Raw genomic sequence first — 20255 nt, 5'->3', positions numbered from 1 at the left:
ATATGGATAATATAATTGAGGTTAAAAATTTGTGGAAAAGTTTTAAAGTAGGAAATGAAAAAGTGGATATATTAAAAGATGTGTCTTTAGATATAAAAAAGGGCGAGTTTGTATCTATAATGGGACCATCAGGTTGTGGTAAGAGTACTTTACTATACTTAATTGGAGGATTAGATGCTCCAACTAAAGGAGAAGTTCTTCTAAATGATAAAAATATCCATAAACTTAATGATAAAGATATGAGTAAGCTTAGAAGAAGAGAGCTAGGCTTTGTATTTCAGTTTTATAATTTAGTTCAGAATCTTTCTGTTGAGGATAATATATTATTACCAATAACATTAGATGGTGGAAGATTAAAAGATCATAAAAAGGATTTAGAAGAAATACTAGATATAATAGAACTTTCACACAAGAGAAAAGTTACTCCAAGGGAACTATCAGGAGGGCAGCAACAAAGGGTTGCTATAGCGAGAGCACTAATAAACAAGCCAGAAATAATTCTAGCAGATGAACCGATAGGAAATTTAGATTCAAAGACTGGAACAGAAATAATGAAATTATTTCAAAGAATAAATAGAGAAAGAGGAATGTCTATAGTTAATGTTACTCATTCAAAAGAGTCAGCAGAGTATGGAACTCACATAGTATTATTAAAAGATGGAGAAATTATATCTAAGGACTCTATATAGATATTAATAATATTATAAGTTTAAGTGGTCAATTTTATGTTAAAATAAAGCATAATCTAGTACATTTAAGAAAAGAGGTATAGTGAATGAGTTTTACTGATATTAAAGTTAGATATGCCGAGACAGATGCAATGGCGATAGTCCATCATGCTAATTATTATATATATTTTGAAGTAGCAAGAGAGGATTTAATAAGAGAATCGGGGATTTCTTATAAAGATTTAGAAGATAAGGGGATTATGATGCCTCTTATAGAAACTCACTGCAAGTATATAGAAGCTGCTAAATATGATGATGACTTAGTTGTTGAATCTTCTATTAGTCAGTTAACGCCAGTAAAGGTTAGAATAGAGTATGTTGTTAGAAGAAAAAATGATAACACTATTTTAGCTACAGGTAATACACTTCAAACATTTGTAGATAGTAATGAATTCAAAATAGTAAATTTAAAAAGAAATAATGAAGATATATGGAATAAGTTTGCTGAAATATTTAAAGCATAATAAATAAAAAAGAATCCTAAATTTAGGATTCTTTTTGTTTGTTATAATTATATTTATATACATTTTAGAGATTTACAATCTTAAAATTATCATTTTTCCAAGAAAAAGTTTTATTAGCTGTAAGAACTAATATAGTATCATATTTCTTAGCAAGACCATTATTTAAAGCTATGTTTCTTGCCTCTTCCATGAATTCTTCAGGGCTATCAAACTTATCATAAATAAAAGGAGTTACCCCAAAGTTAAGAGAAAGGCTCTTTGCTACATCTTGGCTATCTGTAATAGCTATAATTGGTGCATCAGGCCTATATTTAGATATACTTCTTGGAAGCACACCATTAGAAGTTCCAACTATTATAGCTTTTGTTGGAAATTTATTTGATACCTCAGCAACTGAAGATGCCATTAAGCTGTCATAATCTAGTATTATATCATTAGAAAATATTTTGAAATATTTCTTATAATCTAAGTGTTTTTCACTATCTTTTAGAAGCCTTTTTAATGTTTTTAATGTCTCCAATGGATAGTTACCGATAGCTGTAGTACGTGTAAGCATTAACGCAGTAGTACCATCTAACACGGCATTGAAAACATCACTAGATTCTGCTCTTGTAGGTCTTGGAAAAGTATCCATTGAACTTAAAACCTGGGTGGATACAATGACTATTTTATTTAATTTATTACACCTTTTTATTAAGTCTTTTTGGATGAATGGAATTTTCTCCACAGGAATATCTATTCCAAGTTCACCTCTTGATATTATAATTCCATAACATGAATTTAAAATATCATCTATATTATCTACAGCATCACTATTTTCGATTTCGCAAATAAGCTTTATATTTGGTCCACCATATTCAATAACCATATCACGATATTTTAAACAATCAGCACCTGTTCTAACAGCAGAACATGATATAAAGTTCATTCCAATATTACAAGCAAATTCAATATCTTTTTCCATCAACTCTGTTATTATTGAAGGATTTTTTAATGTAGGTATATTTATTTGTTTATTTTCTGATATTACTCCACCATCTGTTATTAAACATTTGATCTCTCTTCCTAAGATTTCTACAACTTCAAAAGAAATAAGTCCGTTATCTATATATAATTTATCCCCTATATTTAAATTTTCATGAAGATATGAGCTGCTTATTGAACATCTAGTATTATCACCTAAGATTTCACTGCCACAAAGAAATGAAAAATAATCATTGGTATTAAGTTTTGTATTTTTATTTAAAAATTTATTAGTTCTTATCTTAGAATCTCTTATATCTCCAAGTATTGCTGTTGTTGTACCTAACTCTTCATCTAATTCATGTAAAATTCTAACTAGAGATTTTATTTCCTCATATGAGCTATGAAAGAAGTTTATTCTAGCTACATTCATTCCATTCTTAATAAGTTCTCGTAGAGTATCTTTATTGTTACTAGATAATCCAAGAGTAACAATCATTTTTGTCTTTTGCATTATTATCACCTCATTAAAGATATGTTTATATATGTATAGTAAAATTATACATATGTAAAGATATAAAATGATAAATTAAATAACTTATTTTCTAAAAGTTTACAAGTAAAATACTCTATATATATTAATGAATATTGTAAGATAGAGTAAATTTTAACTATTTGAACAAAATATACTCAATAATATTGTTTTATAGGGTATTGTAAATTTTAAATTATAATACCCTATGTTTTTATCTTACAAAATTGAAAGACTACTGAAATATAATTCAATATGAATATTAGAAATTAAATTATAAAATAAAGACATAGTGTAGGGAAACGAGGAGGAAATGAAATGAGTAATATATTAGAAGTTAAAAATATAGAAAAATATTATGGAAATAAAGATAATGTAACAAAAGCTATAGATGGAATAAGCTTTGATGTTGAAAAAGGTGAATTTGTTGGAATAATGGGAGCATCAGGAAGTGGTAAATCAACACTTTTAAATTGTATTTCAACAATAGATAATGTAACAACAGGAAAGATATTATTAAAAGGAAAAGATATAACAAAGCTTAAAGGGAAAAGTTTAGAGAAGTTTAGAAGAGATGAATTAGGGTTTATATTCCAGGATTATAATCTTCTAGATACATTAACTATTTATGAAAATATAGCATTAGCACTTACAATTCAAAATAGAAAACCAAAAGAAATAGATACTTTAGTTAAAGATATATCTAAAAGACTAGGGATAGATGAACTTTTAAATAAGTACCCATATCAAGTATCTGGTGGACAAAAACAAAGAGTTGCATCTGCAAGAGCAATAGTAACTGACCCTTCAATAATTCTAGCTGATGAACCAACAGGAGCATTAGATTCAAAGTCAGCTAGACAGCTTCTAGAAAGTTTTGAAAACATGAATAAAGAGCTACAAGCTACAATACTTATGGTAACTCATGATCCATTTACAGCAAGTTATGCTGAGAGAATATTATTTATAAAAGATGGTAAGATATTCAACGAATTAATAAAAGGCAAAATGTCTAGAAAAGAATTCTTTGATAGAATAATTGAAGTTGTTACGCTTCTTGGAGGTGAAGCAAATGAATCAAACTAAATTAGCAATTAATAATGTTAGGAAGAGTTTTAAAGATTATACAATATACTTTTTAACTTTAACATTTGCTGTATGCATATTCTATGCTTTTAACTCCATAGGATCACAGAGTGCAATGATGGAGATTAATTCAAGTAAAAAAGACTCGTTACAAATGATATCACAAGTAATATCCTATATATCAGTATTTGTTTCATTTATTTTAGGTGGACTTATTATATATGCAAACAACTTCTTGATTAAAAGAAGAAAGAAAGAACTTGGGTTATATATGTCCCTAGGTATGGGAAAAGGGAGAATATCAAAATTATTAGTTTGTGAAGAATTAATTATTGGGATATTTTCACTTATTGCAGGGTTAGTTGTTGGAGTTGTAGCTTCACAAGGATTATCAATAATAACAGCAAAGCTATTTTCAATAGGATTATCTAAGTATAAATTTGTATTCTCATCAGAAGCTATGATTAAAACTATAATATACTTTGGAATCATATTTGTTCTTGTCATGATATTTAATACATTTGCTATATCAAAATATAAGCTAATAGATTTATTAAATGCACACAAGAAAAATCAAGAAATAAAAATAAAAAATCCTGTGATTTCAGGAATGATTTTCATAGCATCATTAATTTCATTAGGTATTGCATATTACTTAGTAAAGAAAGTTGGATTAGATATTCTAAGAATTGAATTTAAGTTATCAATTGCACTTGGAATAATTGGAACGGCATTATTTTTCTATGGACTTACAAGTTTCTTAATAATAGTAATACAAAGAAATAAGAATTTATACTTAAGAAAGTTAAATATATTTACATTAAGACAAATGAATAGTAAGATAAATACTAACTTTATATCAATGACAGTTATATGTCTAATGCTATTTTTAACTATAAGTATGCTTTCAGTTGGTGTAAGTTTTAAAAGAAATAATATGGATTCATTATCACCATATGATGCATCAGTAAGCACATATGTAGATAAAGATTCAAAACTTAGCTTAGAACAAATGTTAGATAAAGTTGGATTTAAGATACAAAGTGGAGATAAGTATTCATATGTAACAACATATAATACAAAATATACAATTAATAATGTATTAGGCAAATACATGGATTCAAGATTTAAAAATAATCTAAGCGATGCTAGTACTATATCTGTAATGTCTATATCAGATTTCAATAAACTTATGGAGTTAAGTGGAAAGAATGCTATGAAACTTAATGATAATGAAGTTTTAGTTCAATCTAACTTTGATAAATTAAAGCCTGCAATTGAGGATTTAATAAAGAGTGGTAATAAGATTAAACTAGGTAAGAAAGATTATAATATAGCAAATAAAGAGATAATAACTACAGCAAATTCAACGTCAATGGTATCACAAGTGATATTTAATCTAGTGGTTCCAGATAGTGTTGTGAAAGGATTAGATCCTAGTGAATATACTTTAAATATTAATTACGGAAAAGATAATAAAGAATCATCAGAGAAATATTATTTTGATTTCACTAAGAATTATATGAAAAATCCAAATACGGAAAATGGATATATGATGTTTATGACAAAGACATTATTACAAGAAGAAATGCAAGCAACTACTACTATGATTTTATATATAGCTTTATATATAGGTGTTATATTCTTAATATCAAGTGCAGCTATACTAGCACTTCAACAATTATCAGAGGCAAGTGACAGTGTAGATAGATATAATTCTCTAAGAAGAATTGGAGCACCAAATAGTATGATTAATAAATCAATATTTATTCAAACTCTAGCATATTTCATGTTACCACTTGTTTTAGCAATAGTTCATTCAGTAGTTGGAATTAGTGTTGCAGATGATTTTGTATCAATATTTGGTAAGAGTAGTATTCTAGAATCAGCGCTTATAACAATGGGTGGAATAGTTATAATATATGGAGCGTATTTCATAGCTACTTATATTGGATATAAAAATATAGTTAAGAAATCTTAATCTTTAAATAAGCCTAGGCTCAATAACCTAGGCTTATTTTATGTTATATATAAATTGCAATATGGTATATAATATAAAATAAGAAGATAAAGAGGAGGGGTATTATGTTTAATATTACTATTGTTGAAGATAGTGAAATTATAAGAGAGGAATTAACTAAGCTTCTTTCTAAGTATGGATATAATATTAAGGCACCTACAGATTTTGAAAATATAATTGAAGAGATAATAAATTCAAAACCAGATTTAATAATGTTAGATATAAATTTACCTTATTTTGATGGTTATCATATTTGCAGAGAAATTAGAAAAAAATCTAGTGTACCTATAATAATTGTAACTAGTAGAGATAGTGATATGGATGAACTTATGAGTATGAATATTGGTGCAGATGACTTTGTAATTAAACCATACAATACTCAGATTCTATTAGCACGTATAGAGGCATTACTTAGAAGAACTTACGGAAATAAAGAAAGTACAAGTAAACTTACATATAAAAATTTTGAATTAGATTTATCAAAGGGAGTAGTTATATGTGATGGAAAATCCTTAGAGATAACTAAAAATGAAATGAGAATTCTTTCTTATTTAATAGAGAGAAAAGGTGAGATAGTAAGTAGGGAAGACTTAATGGAATATTTATGGAATTCAGATTACTATGTTGATGATAATACTCTTTCAGTTAATGTAACTAGGATAAGAAAGAAGCTTCAAGAACTAGGTATAGAAAATGCAATAGAAACTAGAAGAGGACTTGGATATATAATGCCATGAGATTTGTAGATTATATTAAAGATAAAAGTGTATTTTTAATAGTAAACTTAGGCTTATTCCTTTTGTTTACGTTATTTATGATTTTAATAAAAATAGGTGGTGCAGTAATTACTATAGTATTTACCTTATGGTTTGGGCCACTTATATTTTACATAGTAATAGAATTTTTAAGGAAGCGGAAATTTTTCAATGAAATAAGTGAAATATCAGAGAAACTTGATAAAAAATTTTTACTAACAGAAATAGTAAAAAGTCCAGAATTTCTTGAGGGAAAAATAATTCATGATGCATTAAGAGAATCTAATAAAGATATGTATGAGCATATAAATTCTTATAAGTATGCTCAAAAAGAATATAGAGACTACATAGAGATGTGGGTCCATGAAATAAAGACACCTATTGCATCAACAAAGCTTATTATTGAAAATAATAAAAATGAAGTAACTAATAGTATAAATAAAGAACTTAAAAAGGTTGATGAGATGGTTGAACAGGTTCTATATTATTCTAAAAGTGATGATGCTAATGAAGACTATATAGTAAGAGAATTCCCACTAAAGAAAGCTGTTATGAATGTAGTAAAAAGGAACTCAAGAGATTTTATAGGAAAAAGAATTGCTGTAGATATGGGTGAAATAAATGAATTAGTTTTTAGTGATATTAAATGGGTAGAATTTATAATAAATCAGATTATAGGAAATTCATTGAAATATACTAATAGCGGTGGAATGATTAAAGTTTACTCAGAGGCTTATAAAAATAAAGTCATACTAACTATAGAGGATAGTGGTGTAGGTATACCAGATGCAGAACTTTGTAAGGTATTCTTAAAAGGGTTTACAGGAGAAAACGGAAGGATATTTGGTAAATCAACTGGAATTGGATTGTATCTATGTCAAAAGCTGTGTGATAAGTTAGGCCTAGGATTAACCTTAAAATCAGAAAAGGATAAAGGAACTAAGGTAAATATAATTTTTCCAATAGGAGAGAATATTAGTTTTAAATAATTTGTATTAATTAATAAGGAGCTAACCTGAAGCTATAGGAAGCTAAAGGTTAGCTTTTTTATAGCATAAATATATTTATTATTAATTATTTAAAGGATAAAGATGATTATTATTTTTTATAAATGAAAGAATAATAATAAATAATTTTATGAATTCAAGGTGATTTAATGAGTAAAAGAATATTAATTACAGGAGCCGGGACAGGACTTGGAAAAGAGGCGTCTATAGAACTTGCTAAGAGAGGACATTTTGTTCTTGCAACAACACATTATGAAGATGAAGCAAAATGTATAAACAAATATGCTATTGAAAATGGATTGGATGTTAATTTGAAAGCATTTAAATTAGATATATTATTAGATGAAGACCGAAAAACAATATTAGAATATGATTTGGATGTTTTAATAAATAATGCGGCTATAGGAGATTCAGGAGCAGTATGCGAAATTGATATAGATAGATATAGAAAAACTTTTGAGACAAATGTATTTTCTACAATAGAATTGACACAATTATTCTTATGTAAAGTTATTCCGAAAGGAGAAGGAAGAGTTATATTTATATCATCATTATTTGGAAGAGTATCATTTCCATTTTTATCACCATATACAGCTACTAAATTTGCACTAGAGGGCATTGTGGACTCATTTAGAGAAGAAATGAAAGTTCTTAAAGATTGTAATATAGATATAGTACTTATAGAGCCAGGAGCATATGCAACTGGTTTTAATCAAAGGAATATAGAAAAGAAGTATGATTGGATGAGAGAAGAGTCATACTTTAAAAATCAAGTTAAAGAAATTAAATCAAGTGAAGAAAAAGCATTTAATTTAATGGAGGCTTCAAGTTATGATTCGATTATAGAAAAATATATAAAAGCTGTAGAGGATGTTAAACCTAAAAATAGATATGTAGCACCAAAATATCAAGGTGCTTTAATACAAAGTATGAGAATATTTGGTAAATGATAAATAAAAATACTAAGTAAAATGAAAATTTAGGTAGTAAAAGGATAAGTATCTTTTACTATCTTTTTTATATATAGAATATCTTTACTATAATATAGAATATTTTTACTTAATATAAAAAATATTTTCAAAAATAAAAATTATTTTCGTAAATTTGAAAATAATTATTGAAGTAAAGGTTTAAATGTGTATAATAAAAGTATAAAAGTAAATAAATGTTAACATTGAATTAAATTTTCATAAAATTTGATATAAAAAATTTCGATTACAATTAACCTACCAATGAAAAAAATCTAAGCTAATACCTATTAAAATTAAAAATTCAAAGTTTATTATTTAAAATTTATATATTAAGATTTATATTTTTAGGAGGAAAAGAAATGAAAGGAATTTATTCAGCATTATTAGTTTCATTTGATAAAGAAGGAAATATTAATGAAAAAGGTTTAAGGGAAATAGTAAGACATAATATCGATGTATGTGGTGTAGATGGTCTTTATGTTGGTGGAAGTACTGGTGAAAACTTCATGCTTTCAACTGATGAGAAGAAAAGAATATTTGAAATTGCAATGGATGAAGCAAAGGGACAAGTTAAATTAATTGCTCAAGTAGGTTCAGTAAACTTAAAAGAAGCAGTAGAACTTGCAAAGTTTGCAACGGAGCTTGGATATGATTCATTATCAGCAGTTACACCATTCTACTATAAGTTTGATTTTAATGAAATAAAGCATTATTACGAAACAATAATAAATTCAGTGGATAATAAGATGATCATTTATTCAATTCCATTCTTAACTGGAGTTAATATGTCATTAGAACAATTTGCAGAGCTATTTGAAAATGAGAAGATAATAGGTGTTAAATTTACAGCAGCAGATTTCTATTTATTAGAGAGAATGAGAAAAACATTCCCAGATAAGCTTATATATGCAGGTTTTGATGAAATGATGTTACCAGCTACAGTCCTTGGAGTTGATGGAGCAATTGGATCAACATTTAACATGAATGGAAAGAGAGCTAAAGAAATATTTAATTTAACAAAAGATAACCAAATAGATAAAGCAAGAGAAATTCAGCACTTAACTAATGATTTTATAACTGATCTTTTAGGCAATGGGTTATATCAAACATTAAAAGGACTTCTTCAAGAAGCAGGTGTAGATGCAGGATATTGCAGACAACCTATGAAAGAATCAACAGAAGAAATGAAGATTAAAACTAAAGAAATATATAATAAATATTTTGCTTAAAAATTAAATAAAGGGGTAGGTGTAATAAAATGCAAGGGTTTACTACGATAGATTTTGGAGTGTTAGTTGTCTATTTAGCAGCAGTTCTTTTTGCGGGACTTGCTTTCTCAAAGAAAGAAATGAAGGGAAAAGAATTCTTTAAAGGAGATGGAAAAATCCCATGGTGGGTTACTTCAGTTTCAATATTTGCAACGCTTTTAAGTCCAATTTCATTTTTAGCATTAGCAGGAAATTCATATAAAGGAACATGGATTTTATGGTTTGCACAATTAGGTATGTTAATAGCAGTACCTATAACTATAAAATATTTCTTACCTGTCTATAGTAAATATGATATAGATACTGCATATCATTATTTAGAAATAAGATATAAAGACAAAGGACTTAGAATACTTGGTGCTATAATGTTTATAATTTACCAAATTGGAAGAATGTCTATCATTATGTATCTTCCATCAATGGTACTAGCAGATTTAACTGGAATTAGTGTAAACGTTCTTATAATCGTAATGGGAGTTATAGCAATAGTTTACTCATATACAGGCGGACTTAAATCAGTTTTATGGACAGACTTTATACAAGGTGCTGTATTAATTGTTGGGGTTATATTCTCACTATTCTTCTTAGTTTCAACAATTGATGGTGGTTTTGGATCTATAATGTCTTCTTTAGGAGAAGGTGGAAAATTCTTAGGAGAAGGAGATGCAATATTTAATCCTAATATATTACAATCAAGTGTTTTCATAATAGTTGTTGGTGCTGGACTTAATACATTCTCATCATACGTATCAAGTCAAGATATAGTTCAAAGATTTACAACAACTACTGATATGAAACAACTTAAGAAGATGACTTATGGAAACTTAGTACTGTCATTAACACTTGCAACAGTATTCTATTTAATAGGTACAGGATTATTTGTATTTTACAATCAAAATCCTGCGTTATTACAAACTGCACAACAAGACCAAATATTCGCTTCATTTATAGCATATCAATTGCCAGTAGGAATTACAGGGATTTTACTTGCAGCTATTTATGCAGCAGCACAATCAACACTTTCAACTGGATTAAATTCAGTTGCAACAAGCTGGACTTTAGATATTCAACAATATATATCTAAAAATTTATCAGATAAGCAAAAAACAAGAATTGCTCAATACATTTCTTTAGGTGTTGGTATTGTATCAATAGGAGTTTCAATAGTGCTTGCTAGTGGCGGAATAACTTCAGCTTATGAATGGTTTAATGGATTTATGGGATTAGTTCTTGGAGTATTAGCTGGAATATTTGTACTTGGAGTATTCTTTAAAAAGGCAACTAAACAAGGTGCTTATGCTGGATTTATAGTTTCAGCTATTATAGTTGTAGTTCTTAAATATGGTGGATTTGATGTAACAGCTTGGTCTTATTCAGTAATTTCAATAAGCTCATCAGTTATTGTTGGAGTTATAGTAAGTTATTTAACTCAACCAAGTGAAGGAAAAACAAAGGAATTAGCTTAATATTCTTAAAGTGAAGGAGAGATATATATGATCTACGGAAATTTAGAGTATTTAAAGAATTTTAAGGGGTTAGAGGATAAAGTAAAGAAGGCACTAGAATTCTCAAAAGAGAAGGATTTAGTAAATTATGCTCCTGGCTCATATGAAATTGATGGAGATGATTTATTTGTAAATATAGTTGAGTATGATACTAAAGAAGTTTCAGAAAGATTCTGGGAAGCTCATAGAGATTATATAGACGTACATGTTATATTTACAGGTAATGAAAAAATAGATTATAACTTTATAAAAGATTTAAACTTTAAAGAATATGTTAAAAAGGATGATTTTGTATCACTAGAGGGAGAAGCTAAACAATCATTAATACTTAGTACAGATGATTTTGCGGTATTATACCCAGAAGATGCTCATATGACTGCATTAAAGGTGAATGAATCAGAGAAGGTTAAAAAGGCAATTTTTAAAGTTAAGTTGTAAACTTATTCCCCTATGTGGATTTATTTTTCACATAGGGGTTGTTTGCAGAGTTAGGAGGATTATTATGAGTATTAATAAAGAAAAAATAGATGTATTTTTGCTAATCGGACAAAGTAATGCAATTGGCTGTGGGAATGTAGAGGATTCAATATTACCAAGAGGAGCATTTGAGTATTTAGATACAGATGACATAATACCAATGAGAAAATTTTTAGAGTTGTCGAGAGGAAATGGAACTATAGCTCAAAGCTTTTCAAAATCATGGAAAGAGGATACTGGAAAGAAATTATGTTTTATTCAATCAGCTGTTGATGGGTCTATGATAAAAAATTGGGGACATGATAGATATAATTATTTAGATGATGCTATTTATAAATATGAAAATGCAGTATCAAAGTTAGATAAGATATACGAGGTGGATAAAGCTTATGCAATATGGATACAAGGAGAAAGTGATGGTAAGTATGGCACAGACCCTATTTATTATAAAAATGCATTAATAGACCTTGGAGATAAATTAAATAAAATTGGAATAGAGAAAACATTTGTATCTCAAACTGGATATTGGGATGGAACGAATCCTTTAAGAATGGAAGTAATAATGGTAGCCCAAGAAGAGGCTTGCAGAGAAAGTTCTAATTTAATTCTCTGTAGTAAAAAAGGACCTACATTTAAAGAAAGAAAAATGCTTATAGATGAAGTACACTACAATCAAAATGCATTGAATGAATTAGGAAGAGATATAGAAAAATCTATATATAATTATTGCAAAGAAGAAAAATCTATAGAGATACCTGATGAAATTAATCTTAATAAGGCAAAAGAGATATATTTTAAACTAAAAGAAATAATTAATTACTAAAATTAAGGGAGTAGATTATGAGAAAGTATATTTGCATAGATATAGGTGGAACAAATATAAAATATGGAGTTTTAAATGAAGAGGGTAATGTATTATTTGATGGTAGTAGAAAAACATCAGTATATGAAGATGGAAATGATATATTAGGAGATATAGATAATATAATCTGTAATCTTATAAATAAATACCAAGTTGAAGGGGTAGGAGTCTCAACAGCAGGTGTAGTAGATGATGAAAGTGGAACTATTATTCATGCTGGTAAGACTATTCCAGGTTATATAGGAACGGATATAAAAGGATTTATAGAAGAAAAATTTTTATTAAAGTGTGAGGTTGAAAATGATGTTAATTCTGCTGCACTTGGAGAAGCTTTTTTAGGTTCTGGAAAAGGATATAAATCAATATTTTGTATGACTATTGGAACAGGAATTGGTGGTGCAATTATTCTTAATAATGATATAGTAAGAGGTGCTTCAAAAAGTGCTGGAGAAGTTGGATATATAAATGTAAATGGAAAACCAATTCAAGAGATTGCATCAACAAAGATATTAGTCGAAAATGTTGCAAAACGTAAAAATATTAAAGTTAGCGATATTAACGGAAGAATCGTGTTTGAAGAAGGTAAAAGAGGAGATTCTATATGCTATGAAGAAATAGATAAGTTAGTAGATAATCTAACTGAACTTATTTCTAGCGTTATTTACTTTTTAAATCCAGAGGTTATAATTTTAGGTGGGGGCATAATGGAACAAAGAGAATTTTTAGAACCTAAAATAAATAGTTCATTAAAGGCAAAGTTACCGAAAGCTTTCTTTGAAAGCACAAAGATAGAGTTTGCAAAGCTAGGAAATAGAGCAGGTATGATAGGGGCATTATATAATTTTATAAACAAAAGAGACTAATATATTAAGAAATTGGATGTGTTATTATGGATATTATAAAGCAGATTGCAAAAGAGGAGTTTAGAGAAAGCAAAAGTGATAAGATTCTTATTGAATATATAAACAATAATGCTTCTGAATGCATATATAAATCAATAACAGAAATTGCAGAAGAGGTATCTTTAGGAGAAGCAACTATAACTAGGTTTTCTAAGAAGTTAGGGTTTTCAGGTTTTCCAGAATTTAAAGTAACTTTAGCTAAAAAGTTATCAAGGGAAAGTGGAAAAAATGTTATTAATGCAGTGGTGAAATTAGATGAACCCGTTAAAGAAACTGCAAATAAATTATTTGAGAGTCATGTAAAAGTTATTGAAGAAACATTAAAGAATTTAGATTTTAGCGAAGTTATAAAAGCAAGAGAGATGTTCTTAAATGCAAAAAAAATATACTTTTTTGGAATTGGAAATTCAGGAATAGTTTCTATGGAAGCTAATTATAAGTTTATGAGAATAGGGATGAATACTGTATCTATATCAGATTCACATACAATGAGGATGATCTCTGCAATTGTAGGTAGGGGAGATTTAATTTTTGCAATATCTCATTCAGGGGAGACTAAAGAGATTATAGAAGCTGTTAAGCTTGCTAAAGAGAATAAAGCTAATATAATATCATTAACTGAAAGTCGTGGAAATACATTAAAGGATATTTCAGATATCAATATAAGTTATGTAAGTATGGAAACTATATTTGAGACGGGATCAATCCTATCAAAGCTTGTGCAGGTATTCTTGATAGAGCTTATTTATGCTGAAGTCATTAAAGAGAGCTATGAAGAGTCTATAGATAAAAAAATGAGAACTACAACGGCATTAGAAGATATTCGTGAGGAATATTAGTTAAGTTAGATTTGGGTATTTATACCTAAATCTTTTTTATTATGTAATTATAGATTAATAAATAAATCTTTCGGTAATCTTAAAATTTCTAAAAAGATTAGTTATAAAAATATAAAGTTGAATATACAAAACAAGTTGTATTAAAATATATATAAATATGTTTTAAGGAGGAATAGATGAGAAAAATATTTGATTTTTTATTCAGTAGGTTAGCCATAGTAGGATTTTTAATATTTTTTCAATTAGTGGTTCTATTATTTGGAATATGGAAGCTTACTGAATCTTTTGTTTATTTATATGTTTTCTTTTTCATAATAAGTGTATTAGTAGTTATTTATATTGTAAGTAGAACAGATAATCCATCATATAAATTAGCATGGACAATACCGGTATTATTATTTCCTATCTTTGGAGGGTTATTTTATTTAATCTTTGGTGGAAAAAAGATGAATAATAAATTTAAAAGAAAGGTAGAGAAAGTATATAATGAGTCTAAGGATGCCCTCATTCAAGATGAAGGTATAATAAATGAATTAGAAAATATAGATAAATCTGTAGCAAATCAAGCTAAGTATACTAGCAAATACGCTATGTCACCAGTTTATAAAAATACAACAACAGAATATCTTTCACCAGGAGAAGAGTTTTTTGATTGTCTAATAAAAGAATTAAAAAAAGCAAAGAGATACATATTTATGGAATATTTTATAGTACATGAAGGAAAAATGTGGGATACCATTTTAGATATTTTAGAAGAGAAAGCTAAAGCGGGTGTAGATGTCAGAATGATATATGATGATATGGGCTGCCTTACAACTCTTCCATATAAATATAATGAGCAGATTGAAAAGAGAGGTATTAAGTGTCAAGTATTTAATCCTTTTGTACCATTTTTATCTATAATATTAAATAATAGGGATCATAGAAAGATAACTGTTATTGACGGGCATACTGGATTTACAGGGGGGACAAATTTAGCTGATGAATATATAAATGAAATAGTTAGATTCGGACATTGGAAAGATGCATCTATAATGATAAAAGGTGAGGCTGTTTGGAATCTTACTGTAATGTTTCTTCAAGTATGGAGTTTCAATAGTGGAGAAAAAATAAATTATGATGAATTTAGGGTATTAGATGATCATAAATTAGATATAAAAAGTGATGGCTATGTACAGCCATACGCAGATAGTCCATTAGATGATGAAATAGTTGGAGAAAATGTATATTTAAATATTATAAATAAGGCAAAAGATTATGTTTATATAAGTACTCCTTATTTAATAATTGATAATGAGCTTGTAACAGCACTTACTTTAGCTGCTAAAAGTGGTGTTGATGTAAGAATCATAACTCCTCATATTGAAGATAAATGGTATGCACATATAGTTACTAGAGCTTATTATCCACAGCTTATTAAAGCTGGAGTTAAAATATATGAATATACCCCAGGATTCATACATTCAAAAACAGTTGTATCAGATGATATAGTTGGAACTGTTGGAACAATAAACTTTGATTATAGAAGCCTTTATCTTCACTTTGAATGTGGAGTGTGGTTATATAAAACTAAATCTGTAATGCAAATAAAAGATGATTACATAAAGATGATAGATATTTGTACTAGGATAACACTTGAGGATTGTAGACATATTAAATTATATGATAGAATATTAACTGCAATACTTAGAGTATTTGCACCACTTATGTAATTATAGCCTTCTCATTTTAAACAATGAGGAGGCTTTTTTAATTTAATTTAAACACTTGGAGCCCTTAATTTACAAGCAGTTCACATAAAAAAAATAGACATATTATATAATAAAATCAACAAATATAAGTGGAGGCAAATAGAGTATGGTCTTAATATTAACATTTACATTATTTATGACTATTTTTCTTTTAGTTATAGATTTCTTTTCAATTCTTTTCAGATTAACTGGAATGCCTATAAGGAAGGCTAGATTTCAAGTTATATCATTATTAACAAGTACAGGCTTTACAACAAAAGAAAGTGAAATGATTGTACAAAACCCAGTGAGAAGAAGGCTTGCAAGTTGGCTGATGGTAATTAGTTATGTAAGCACTGCAACATTTATATCATTCTTTGTAAGAATGCTTTCTGATAAAGTAGCAAGTATAGGCTTTTTTGCAGTGGCGATATCATTTGTAATAGTAGTATTCGTAGTACATAAGTCATCATTACTTGAAAAAATAGAATCAAAAATTGAAAGTAAGGTTTTAAAATCAAAAATATGGGAAAAATTAAATGAGAAACATTTAACTTTAATAACAAATACACGAGGATATGGAATATATGAGATATACTTACCTAAAGAGTCTAAATTAATAGGAAAGAGTATAATTGATAGCGGCTTAAAGGATTTAGAGATAGAAGTTCTTAATATTGATAAAGGTGATGTGTTTGTAAAGTTTCCAACACCAGACTATGTATTTGAAGTTTATGATAATATAACTGTATATGGAAATTTAAAGAATATAAGAAGTGAATTCAAGCATGTATCTAATTAATATTAATATATTGATACATGTATTGAAATGTGTTTATAAGTAGCATATAATTTTATATTAGGAAACTAAATAGCATTAAAGTTAAATTTAGGTATTTATGATTACATAAATACTTTTTGTATTTTTAGAAAAGGAGATAAAAAATGGAAAAGTTATCTATAATAATACCAATGTATAATGAAGAAGAATCACTTCCATATTTGTACGAAAGACTTGTTGGCCTTGGTAAGAAAATACCTAATTATGAATTAGAATTTTTATTTATTAATGATGGAAGTAAAGATAGTTCTTTAGAAATTGTAAAGGGGTACAGGAGGACAGATCCTAGGGTGTGTTATGTTAACCTTTCAAGAAACTTTGGTAAAGAAGTTGCAATGGGTGCTGCCTTTGATTACGTAACAGGCGATGTTGTAGCTATTATTGATGCAGATCTTCAAGATCCACCAGAATTAATAGTAGATATGCTTAAATATTATGAAGATGGATATGATGATGTTTATGCCAAAAGAAGAAGTAGAAAAGGTGAAACGTGGCTTAAGAAATTTACTTCAAGAAAGTTTTATCAAATACTTCAATCTGTATCAAAAGTTCCAATACAAACAGATACTGGAGATTTTAGACTTTTAAGTAGAAGGGCTATTGAGGCACTACGAGCATTTCCAGAAAAACAAAGATATACTAAAGGAATGTTTAGTTTAATTGGATTTAAAAAGAAGGCTATAGAGTTTGATAGAGACCCAAGAGTAGCTGGAGAGACAAAATGGAACTATTTAAAACTTATAGACTTAGCTATTGAAGGAATTACATCATTTACAACAGCACCACTTAGACTTGCAACCATAGTAGGGGTTGTAATTGCATTTTTAGCTTTTATTTATATGATATACATAATTATAAGAACTTTAATTTTAGGAACTGATGTACCAGGATATTCAAGTCTTATTTGTGTAATGCTTATGATGGGTGGTATACAACTTATATTTTTAGGTATTATTGGAGAATACCTTGGAAGAATATTTACAGAAGTTAAGAGTAGACCACTATATTTTATTGATGAATATGCAGGACCACAAGAAAAAGATGTATTAGTAGAAGAAATAGATGTAAATATGTAATAAAAAAGAGGTTAAAGTACAAAAATGTACTTTAACCTCTTTTTATTATATTAATATTAGACCAATTTTAAATCTTAGTATATTTTTCTTATACAAAGCTATAAACGCTTATAGCTATTAAACTCAGCTTAATTATTTGCACTTACTTGTTATTTAAAAAAATAGATTAAGAGTAACACCTATTTATTTAAAGAATAAGAATAGTAGTATAACTTGAAGTATCAAGATTATTGGAATACCAAATTTAAATTTAATATGCTTTGTTTTATGTCTAAATGTTTGCATACTGATGATACTTCCAATACTACCTCCAATAATTGCAACAAGCATTAATGTATTTTCAGGTATTCTCCATTTATGCTTTTTAGCTTTTTGTTTGTCTAAAAACATAAGAAAATAGCCTAATATATTGACTATTAAAATATAAGTTATAAAGATAGTATTCAAACTTTCACCACTCCTTTAAAGTATTTTACTATATATAGGAAAGAAAAACAAAACAAAAAAGTTTGCATCTTTTTACAAAATATGGTAAAATGCATACATAATATAAGTTGCAAATTTTACAGTAATTTGCATTAAATCATTATTAGAATAAGATTAATAAGGAATTTTGAAATTTTTAAGGAGGCGGACTTATGACTAAGACAAGCTATAATAAACTTAAAGACATAGAGAAATTTTATAAGAAGAGAAATAATTATGAGAAACTTATGATGAGAAGAAGAAGAAGAACTTTTATGCTTATATTATTAATAGTTTTAATAAGCATTGGAAGTTATGTTGTATATAGTAATATTTCAGTTGAAAAATATTCTTTATTTCTCGCCAAGAGTAGCGATAATATAAAAGTTAATAATAAATTGTTAGTAGATAAATTGGATACATTAAATAAAGATATAGATATTAAAGAAATAGATTATAAATGGTCTGGAGAGCTAACGGAGTATAATGTACCTAAAAGATTAGTTGTGCATCATGCTGCTACTAAGGAGGCATCTCCAGAAGCAATACATAAGTGGCATCTTGATAAAGGATTTGGTGGGATAGGATATCACTATTATATAAAAAAAGATGGAACAATATATAAAGGAAGAGATGAAAAGATGCAAGGTGCTCACGCTATTAATGAAAATAGTAAAAGTATAGGGGTATGTTTAGAAGGAAATTATGAAAAAGAAACACCACCTAAAAATCAAATAGATAGTTTAGTTAAATTAGGATCAAGTTTAATTATAAAATATAATATGGAAGATATAGTGGGACATAGGGATTGTAATCAGACATTATGCCCAGGTAAAAATATAAATATAGAAGAAATTAAAACTAAAGTAATAGCTAATATGGAAGGGCTATTAGAATAAACATCTCTTAAATAAACAATACTAAGTAAAAAGTATTAAAAGAGGTGTTTTTTTATGAAGTTATTATACATAATTGTAAATTCCAAGCCAGAGTCTGAATCATCAAGTAGAAGGGTATCTAGGAAGCTTGTAAATAAACTGTTAGAGGTGCATCCAGATTGTATGTTAGAAGAATTGAATTTATATGATGAACATATTCCAAGATTAGAATATAGGTATTTTAAGCAAAGAAATTGTGTTGTGGATAAGGAAGAGTATGATAAATTACCTGAACAAGATAAAAAAGAAGTAGATAGAATTAATCAGTTATGTGATCAATTTATGTCAGCTGATATTTATGTAATTGGAGCACCGATGTGGAGTTTATCATTTCCAGCACCACTAAAAGAATATATAGATTGTATAGTACAAGTTAATAAGACTATGATTATAAGCAATGGTAAAGTAAAAGGAACATTGGATGATAAAGAAAGAAAAATGATTTATGTTCAATCATCAGGAGGCCCAGTACCTTGGCTTTTAAGGGGGAAAATAAGTCAAGGTGTTGAATATGTAGAAGATATAATGAAAGTTTTGGGGATTAAAAAGTTTAAAGAATTACTTGTTGATGAAACAGGGTTTGAGAGGGACTCAAAAATTGATGCAGAGTATAAAGCGATTAAGCATATAGATGCACTTATAGATGATTTAGAGGGATAGATATAAAAAATAGGTTAAATTTAACCTATTTTTTTATTATTGTATTTAGAATACCACCTGCTATGCGGGTGGTTCTAAAAAGCTTTCAGCGGTGAGTAGAAAATAAAAAACCTCCATTGTAAAATTATAGTAGGTTTGCCGACCAGAACTATAATACAAGGAGGTG

Annotated in this window: 20 protein-coding genes; 18 read left to right on the top strand and 2 right to left on the bottom strand. The window is 27.7% G+C overall.

Annotation, left to right across the window (positions count from 1 at the left end; genetic code table 11):
* Positions 1-2: 2 nt before the first annotated feature.
* Positions 3-689, top strand: a complete 687-nt coding sequence (locus K5V21_RS17715; RefSeq protein WP_204593930.1) for an ABC transporter ATP-binding protein — start codon at positions 3-5, stop codon at positions 687-689.
* Positions 690-775: 86 nt separating this feature from the next.
* Positions 776-1192: an acyl-CoA thioesterase gene (locus K5V21_RS17710; RefSeq protein ID WP_221862387.1), complete on the top strand. Its 417-nt coding sequence runs from the start codon at positions 776-778 to the stop codon at positions 1190-1192.
* A gap of 64 nt (positions 1193-1256) precedes the next feature.
* Here K5V21_RS17710 and pyk read toward each other — a convergent pair whose 3' ends face one another.
* Positions 1257-2669 (bottom strand): pyruvate kinase, encoded by a 1413-nt coding sequence (pyk, locus tag K5V21_RS17705; RefSeq protein ID WP_221862386.1) that lies wholly within the window; start codon positions 2667-2669, stop codon positions 1257-1259.
* A gap of 336 nt (positions 2670-3005) precedes the next feature.
* Between pyk and K5V21_RS17700 the strand changes: the two genes are divergently transcribed.
* From K5V21_RS17700 to K5V21_RS17635, 14 genes are all read left to right on the top strand, one after another.
* A complete protein-coding gene (locus K5V21_RS17700; protein WP_221862385.1) occupies positions 3006-3773 on the top strand; it encodes an ABC transporter ATP-binding protein in 768 nt (255 codons plus the stop codon).
* The gene (locus tag K5V21_RS17695) at positions 3760-5754 is read left to right on the top strand and encodes an FtsX-like permease family protein (RefSeq protein ID WP_221862384.1); all 1995 of its coding nucleotides are present in this window, start codon (positions 3760-3762) and stop codon (positions 5752-5754) included. Before K5V21_RS17700 ends, K5V21_RS17695 begins: the two co-directional genes overlap by 14 nt.
* 104 nt (positions 5755-5858) lie before the next feature.
* Positions 5859-6530 (top strand): response regulator transcription factor, encoded by a 672-nt coding sequence (locus K5V21_RS17690; RefSeq protein ID WP_221862383.1) that lies wholly within the window; start codon positions 5859-5861, stop codon positions 6528-6530.
* Positions 6527-7537, top strand: coding sequence for a sensor histidine kinase (locus K5V21_RS17685; protein WP_221862382.1), 1011 nt, complete (start codon positions 6527-6529; stop codon positions 7535-7537). Before K5V21_RS17690 ends, K5V21_RS17685 begins: the two co-directional genes overlap by 4 nt.
* Before the next feature lie 167 nt (positions 7538-7704).
* Positions 7705-8505, top strand: coding sequence for an SDR family NAD(P)-dependent oxidoreductase (locus tag K5V21_RS17680; protein WP_221862381.1), 801 nt, complete (start codon positions 7705-7707; stop codon positions 8503-8505).
* A 380-nt stretch (positions 8506-8885) separates the two neighbouring features.
* Positions 8886-9755 (top strand): N-acetylneuraminate lyase, encoded by an 870-nt coding sequence (locus K5V21_RS17675; protein ID WP_221862380.1) that lies wholly within the window; start codon positions 8886-8888, stop codon positions 9753-9755.
* A 29-nt stretch (positions 9756-9784) separates the two neighbouring features.
* Entirely contained in the window at positions 9785-11260 is a 1476-nt protein-coding gene (locus tag K5V21_RS17670; protein WP_221862379.1) for a sodium:solute symporter, read from the top strand.
* 27 nt (positions 11261-11287) lie between these two features.
* Entirely contained in the window at positions 11288-11737 is a 450-nt protein-coding gene (locus K5V21_RS17665; RefSeq protein WP_221862378.1) for a YhcH/YjgK/YiaL family protein, read from the top strand.
* 64 nt (positions 11738-11801) lie between these two features.
* On the top strand, positions 11802-12599 hold the full coding sequence (locus K5V21_RS17660) for a sialate O-acetylesterase (protein WP_221862377.1): 798 nt from the start codon (positions 11802-11804) through the stop codon (positions 12597-12599).
* 17 nt (positions 12600-12616) lie between these two features.
* Positions 12617-13501, top strand: a complete 885-nt coding sequence (locus tag K5V21_RS17655) for an ROK family protein (RefSeq protein ID WP_221862376.1) — start codon at positions 12617-12619, stop codon at positions 13499-13501.
* A 26-nt stretch (positions 13502-13527) separates the two neighbouring features.
* Entirely contained in the window at positions 13528-14379 is an 852-nt protein-coding gene (locus K5V21_RS17650; RefSeq protein ID WP_221862375.1) for a MurR/RpiR family transcriptional regulator, read from the top strand.
* Between the two features lie 176 nt (positions 14380-14555).
* Complete coding sequence (gene cls / locus K5V21_RS17645; RefSeq protein ID WP_221862374.1) at positions 14556-16091, top strand: cardiolipin synthase; 1536 nt, start codon at positions 14556-14558, stop codon at positions 16089-16091.
* Positions 16092-16236: 145 nt separating this feature from the next.
* On the top strand, positions 16237-16911 hold the full coding sequence (locus K5V21_RS17640; protein WP_221862373.1) for a TrkA C-terminal domain-containing protein: 675 nt from the start codon (positions 16237-16239) through the stop codon (positions 16909-16911).
* Between the two features lie 143 nt (positions 16912-17054).
* A complete protein-coding gene (locus tag K5V21_RS17635) occupies positions 17055-18026 on the top strand; it encodes a glycosyltransferase family 2 protein (RefSeq protein ID WP_221862372.1) in 972 nt (323 codons plus the stop codon).
* Positions 18027-18209: 183 nt separating this feature from the next.
* Here the strand turns inward: K5V21_RS17635 and K5V21_RS17630 are convergent, their stop codons facing one another.
* A complete protein-coding gene (locus tag K5V21_RS17630) occupies positions 18210-18473 on the bottom strand; it encodes a DUF1294 domain-containing protein (protein WP_245000774.1) in 264 nt (87 codons plus the stop codon).
* A 191-nt stretch (positions 18474-18664) separates the two neighbouring features.
* Here K5V21_RS17630 and K5V21_RS17625 point away from each other — a divergent pair, with 191 nt between their 5' ends.
* Together K5V21_RS17625 and K5V21_RS17620 are read left to right on the top strand one after the other, a co-directional pair.
* A complete protein-coding gene (locus K5V21_RS17625; RefSeq protein WP_221862371.1) occupies positions 18665-19390 on the top strand; it encodes a peptidoglycan recognition protein family protein in 726 nt (241 codons plus the stop codon).
* 54 nt (positions 19391-19444) lie between these two features.
* Positions 19445-20089, top strand: coding sequence for an NAD(P)H-dependent oxidoreductase (locus tag K5V21_RS17620; protein ID WP_221862370.1), 645 nt, complete (start codon positions 19445-19447; stop codon positions 20087-20089).
* Positions 20090-20255: the final 166 nt, after the last annotated feature.

This window comes from Clostridium sardiniense, assembly GCF_019753795.1.
Classification (GTDB): Bacteria; Bacillota; Clostridia; order Clostridiales; family Clostridiaceae; genus Clostridium; species Clostridium sardiniense.
Note: the sequence above shows the minus strand (reverse complement) of the source record. Positions and strands in the feature narration are given on the sequence as shown.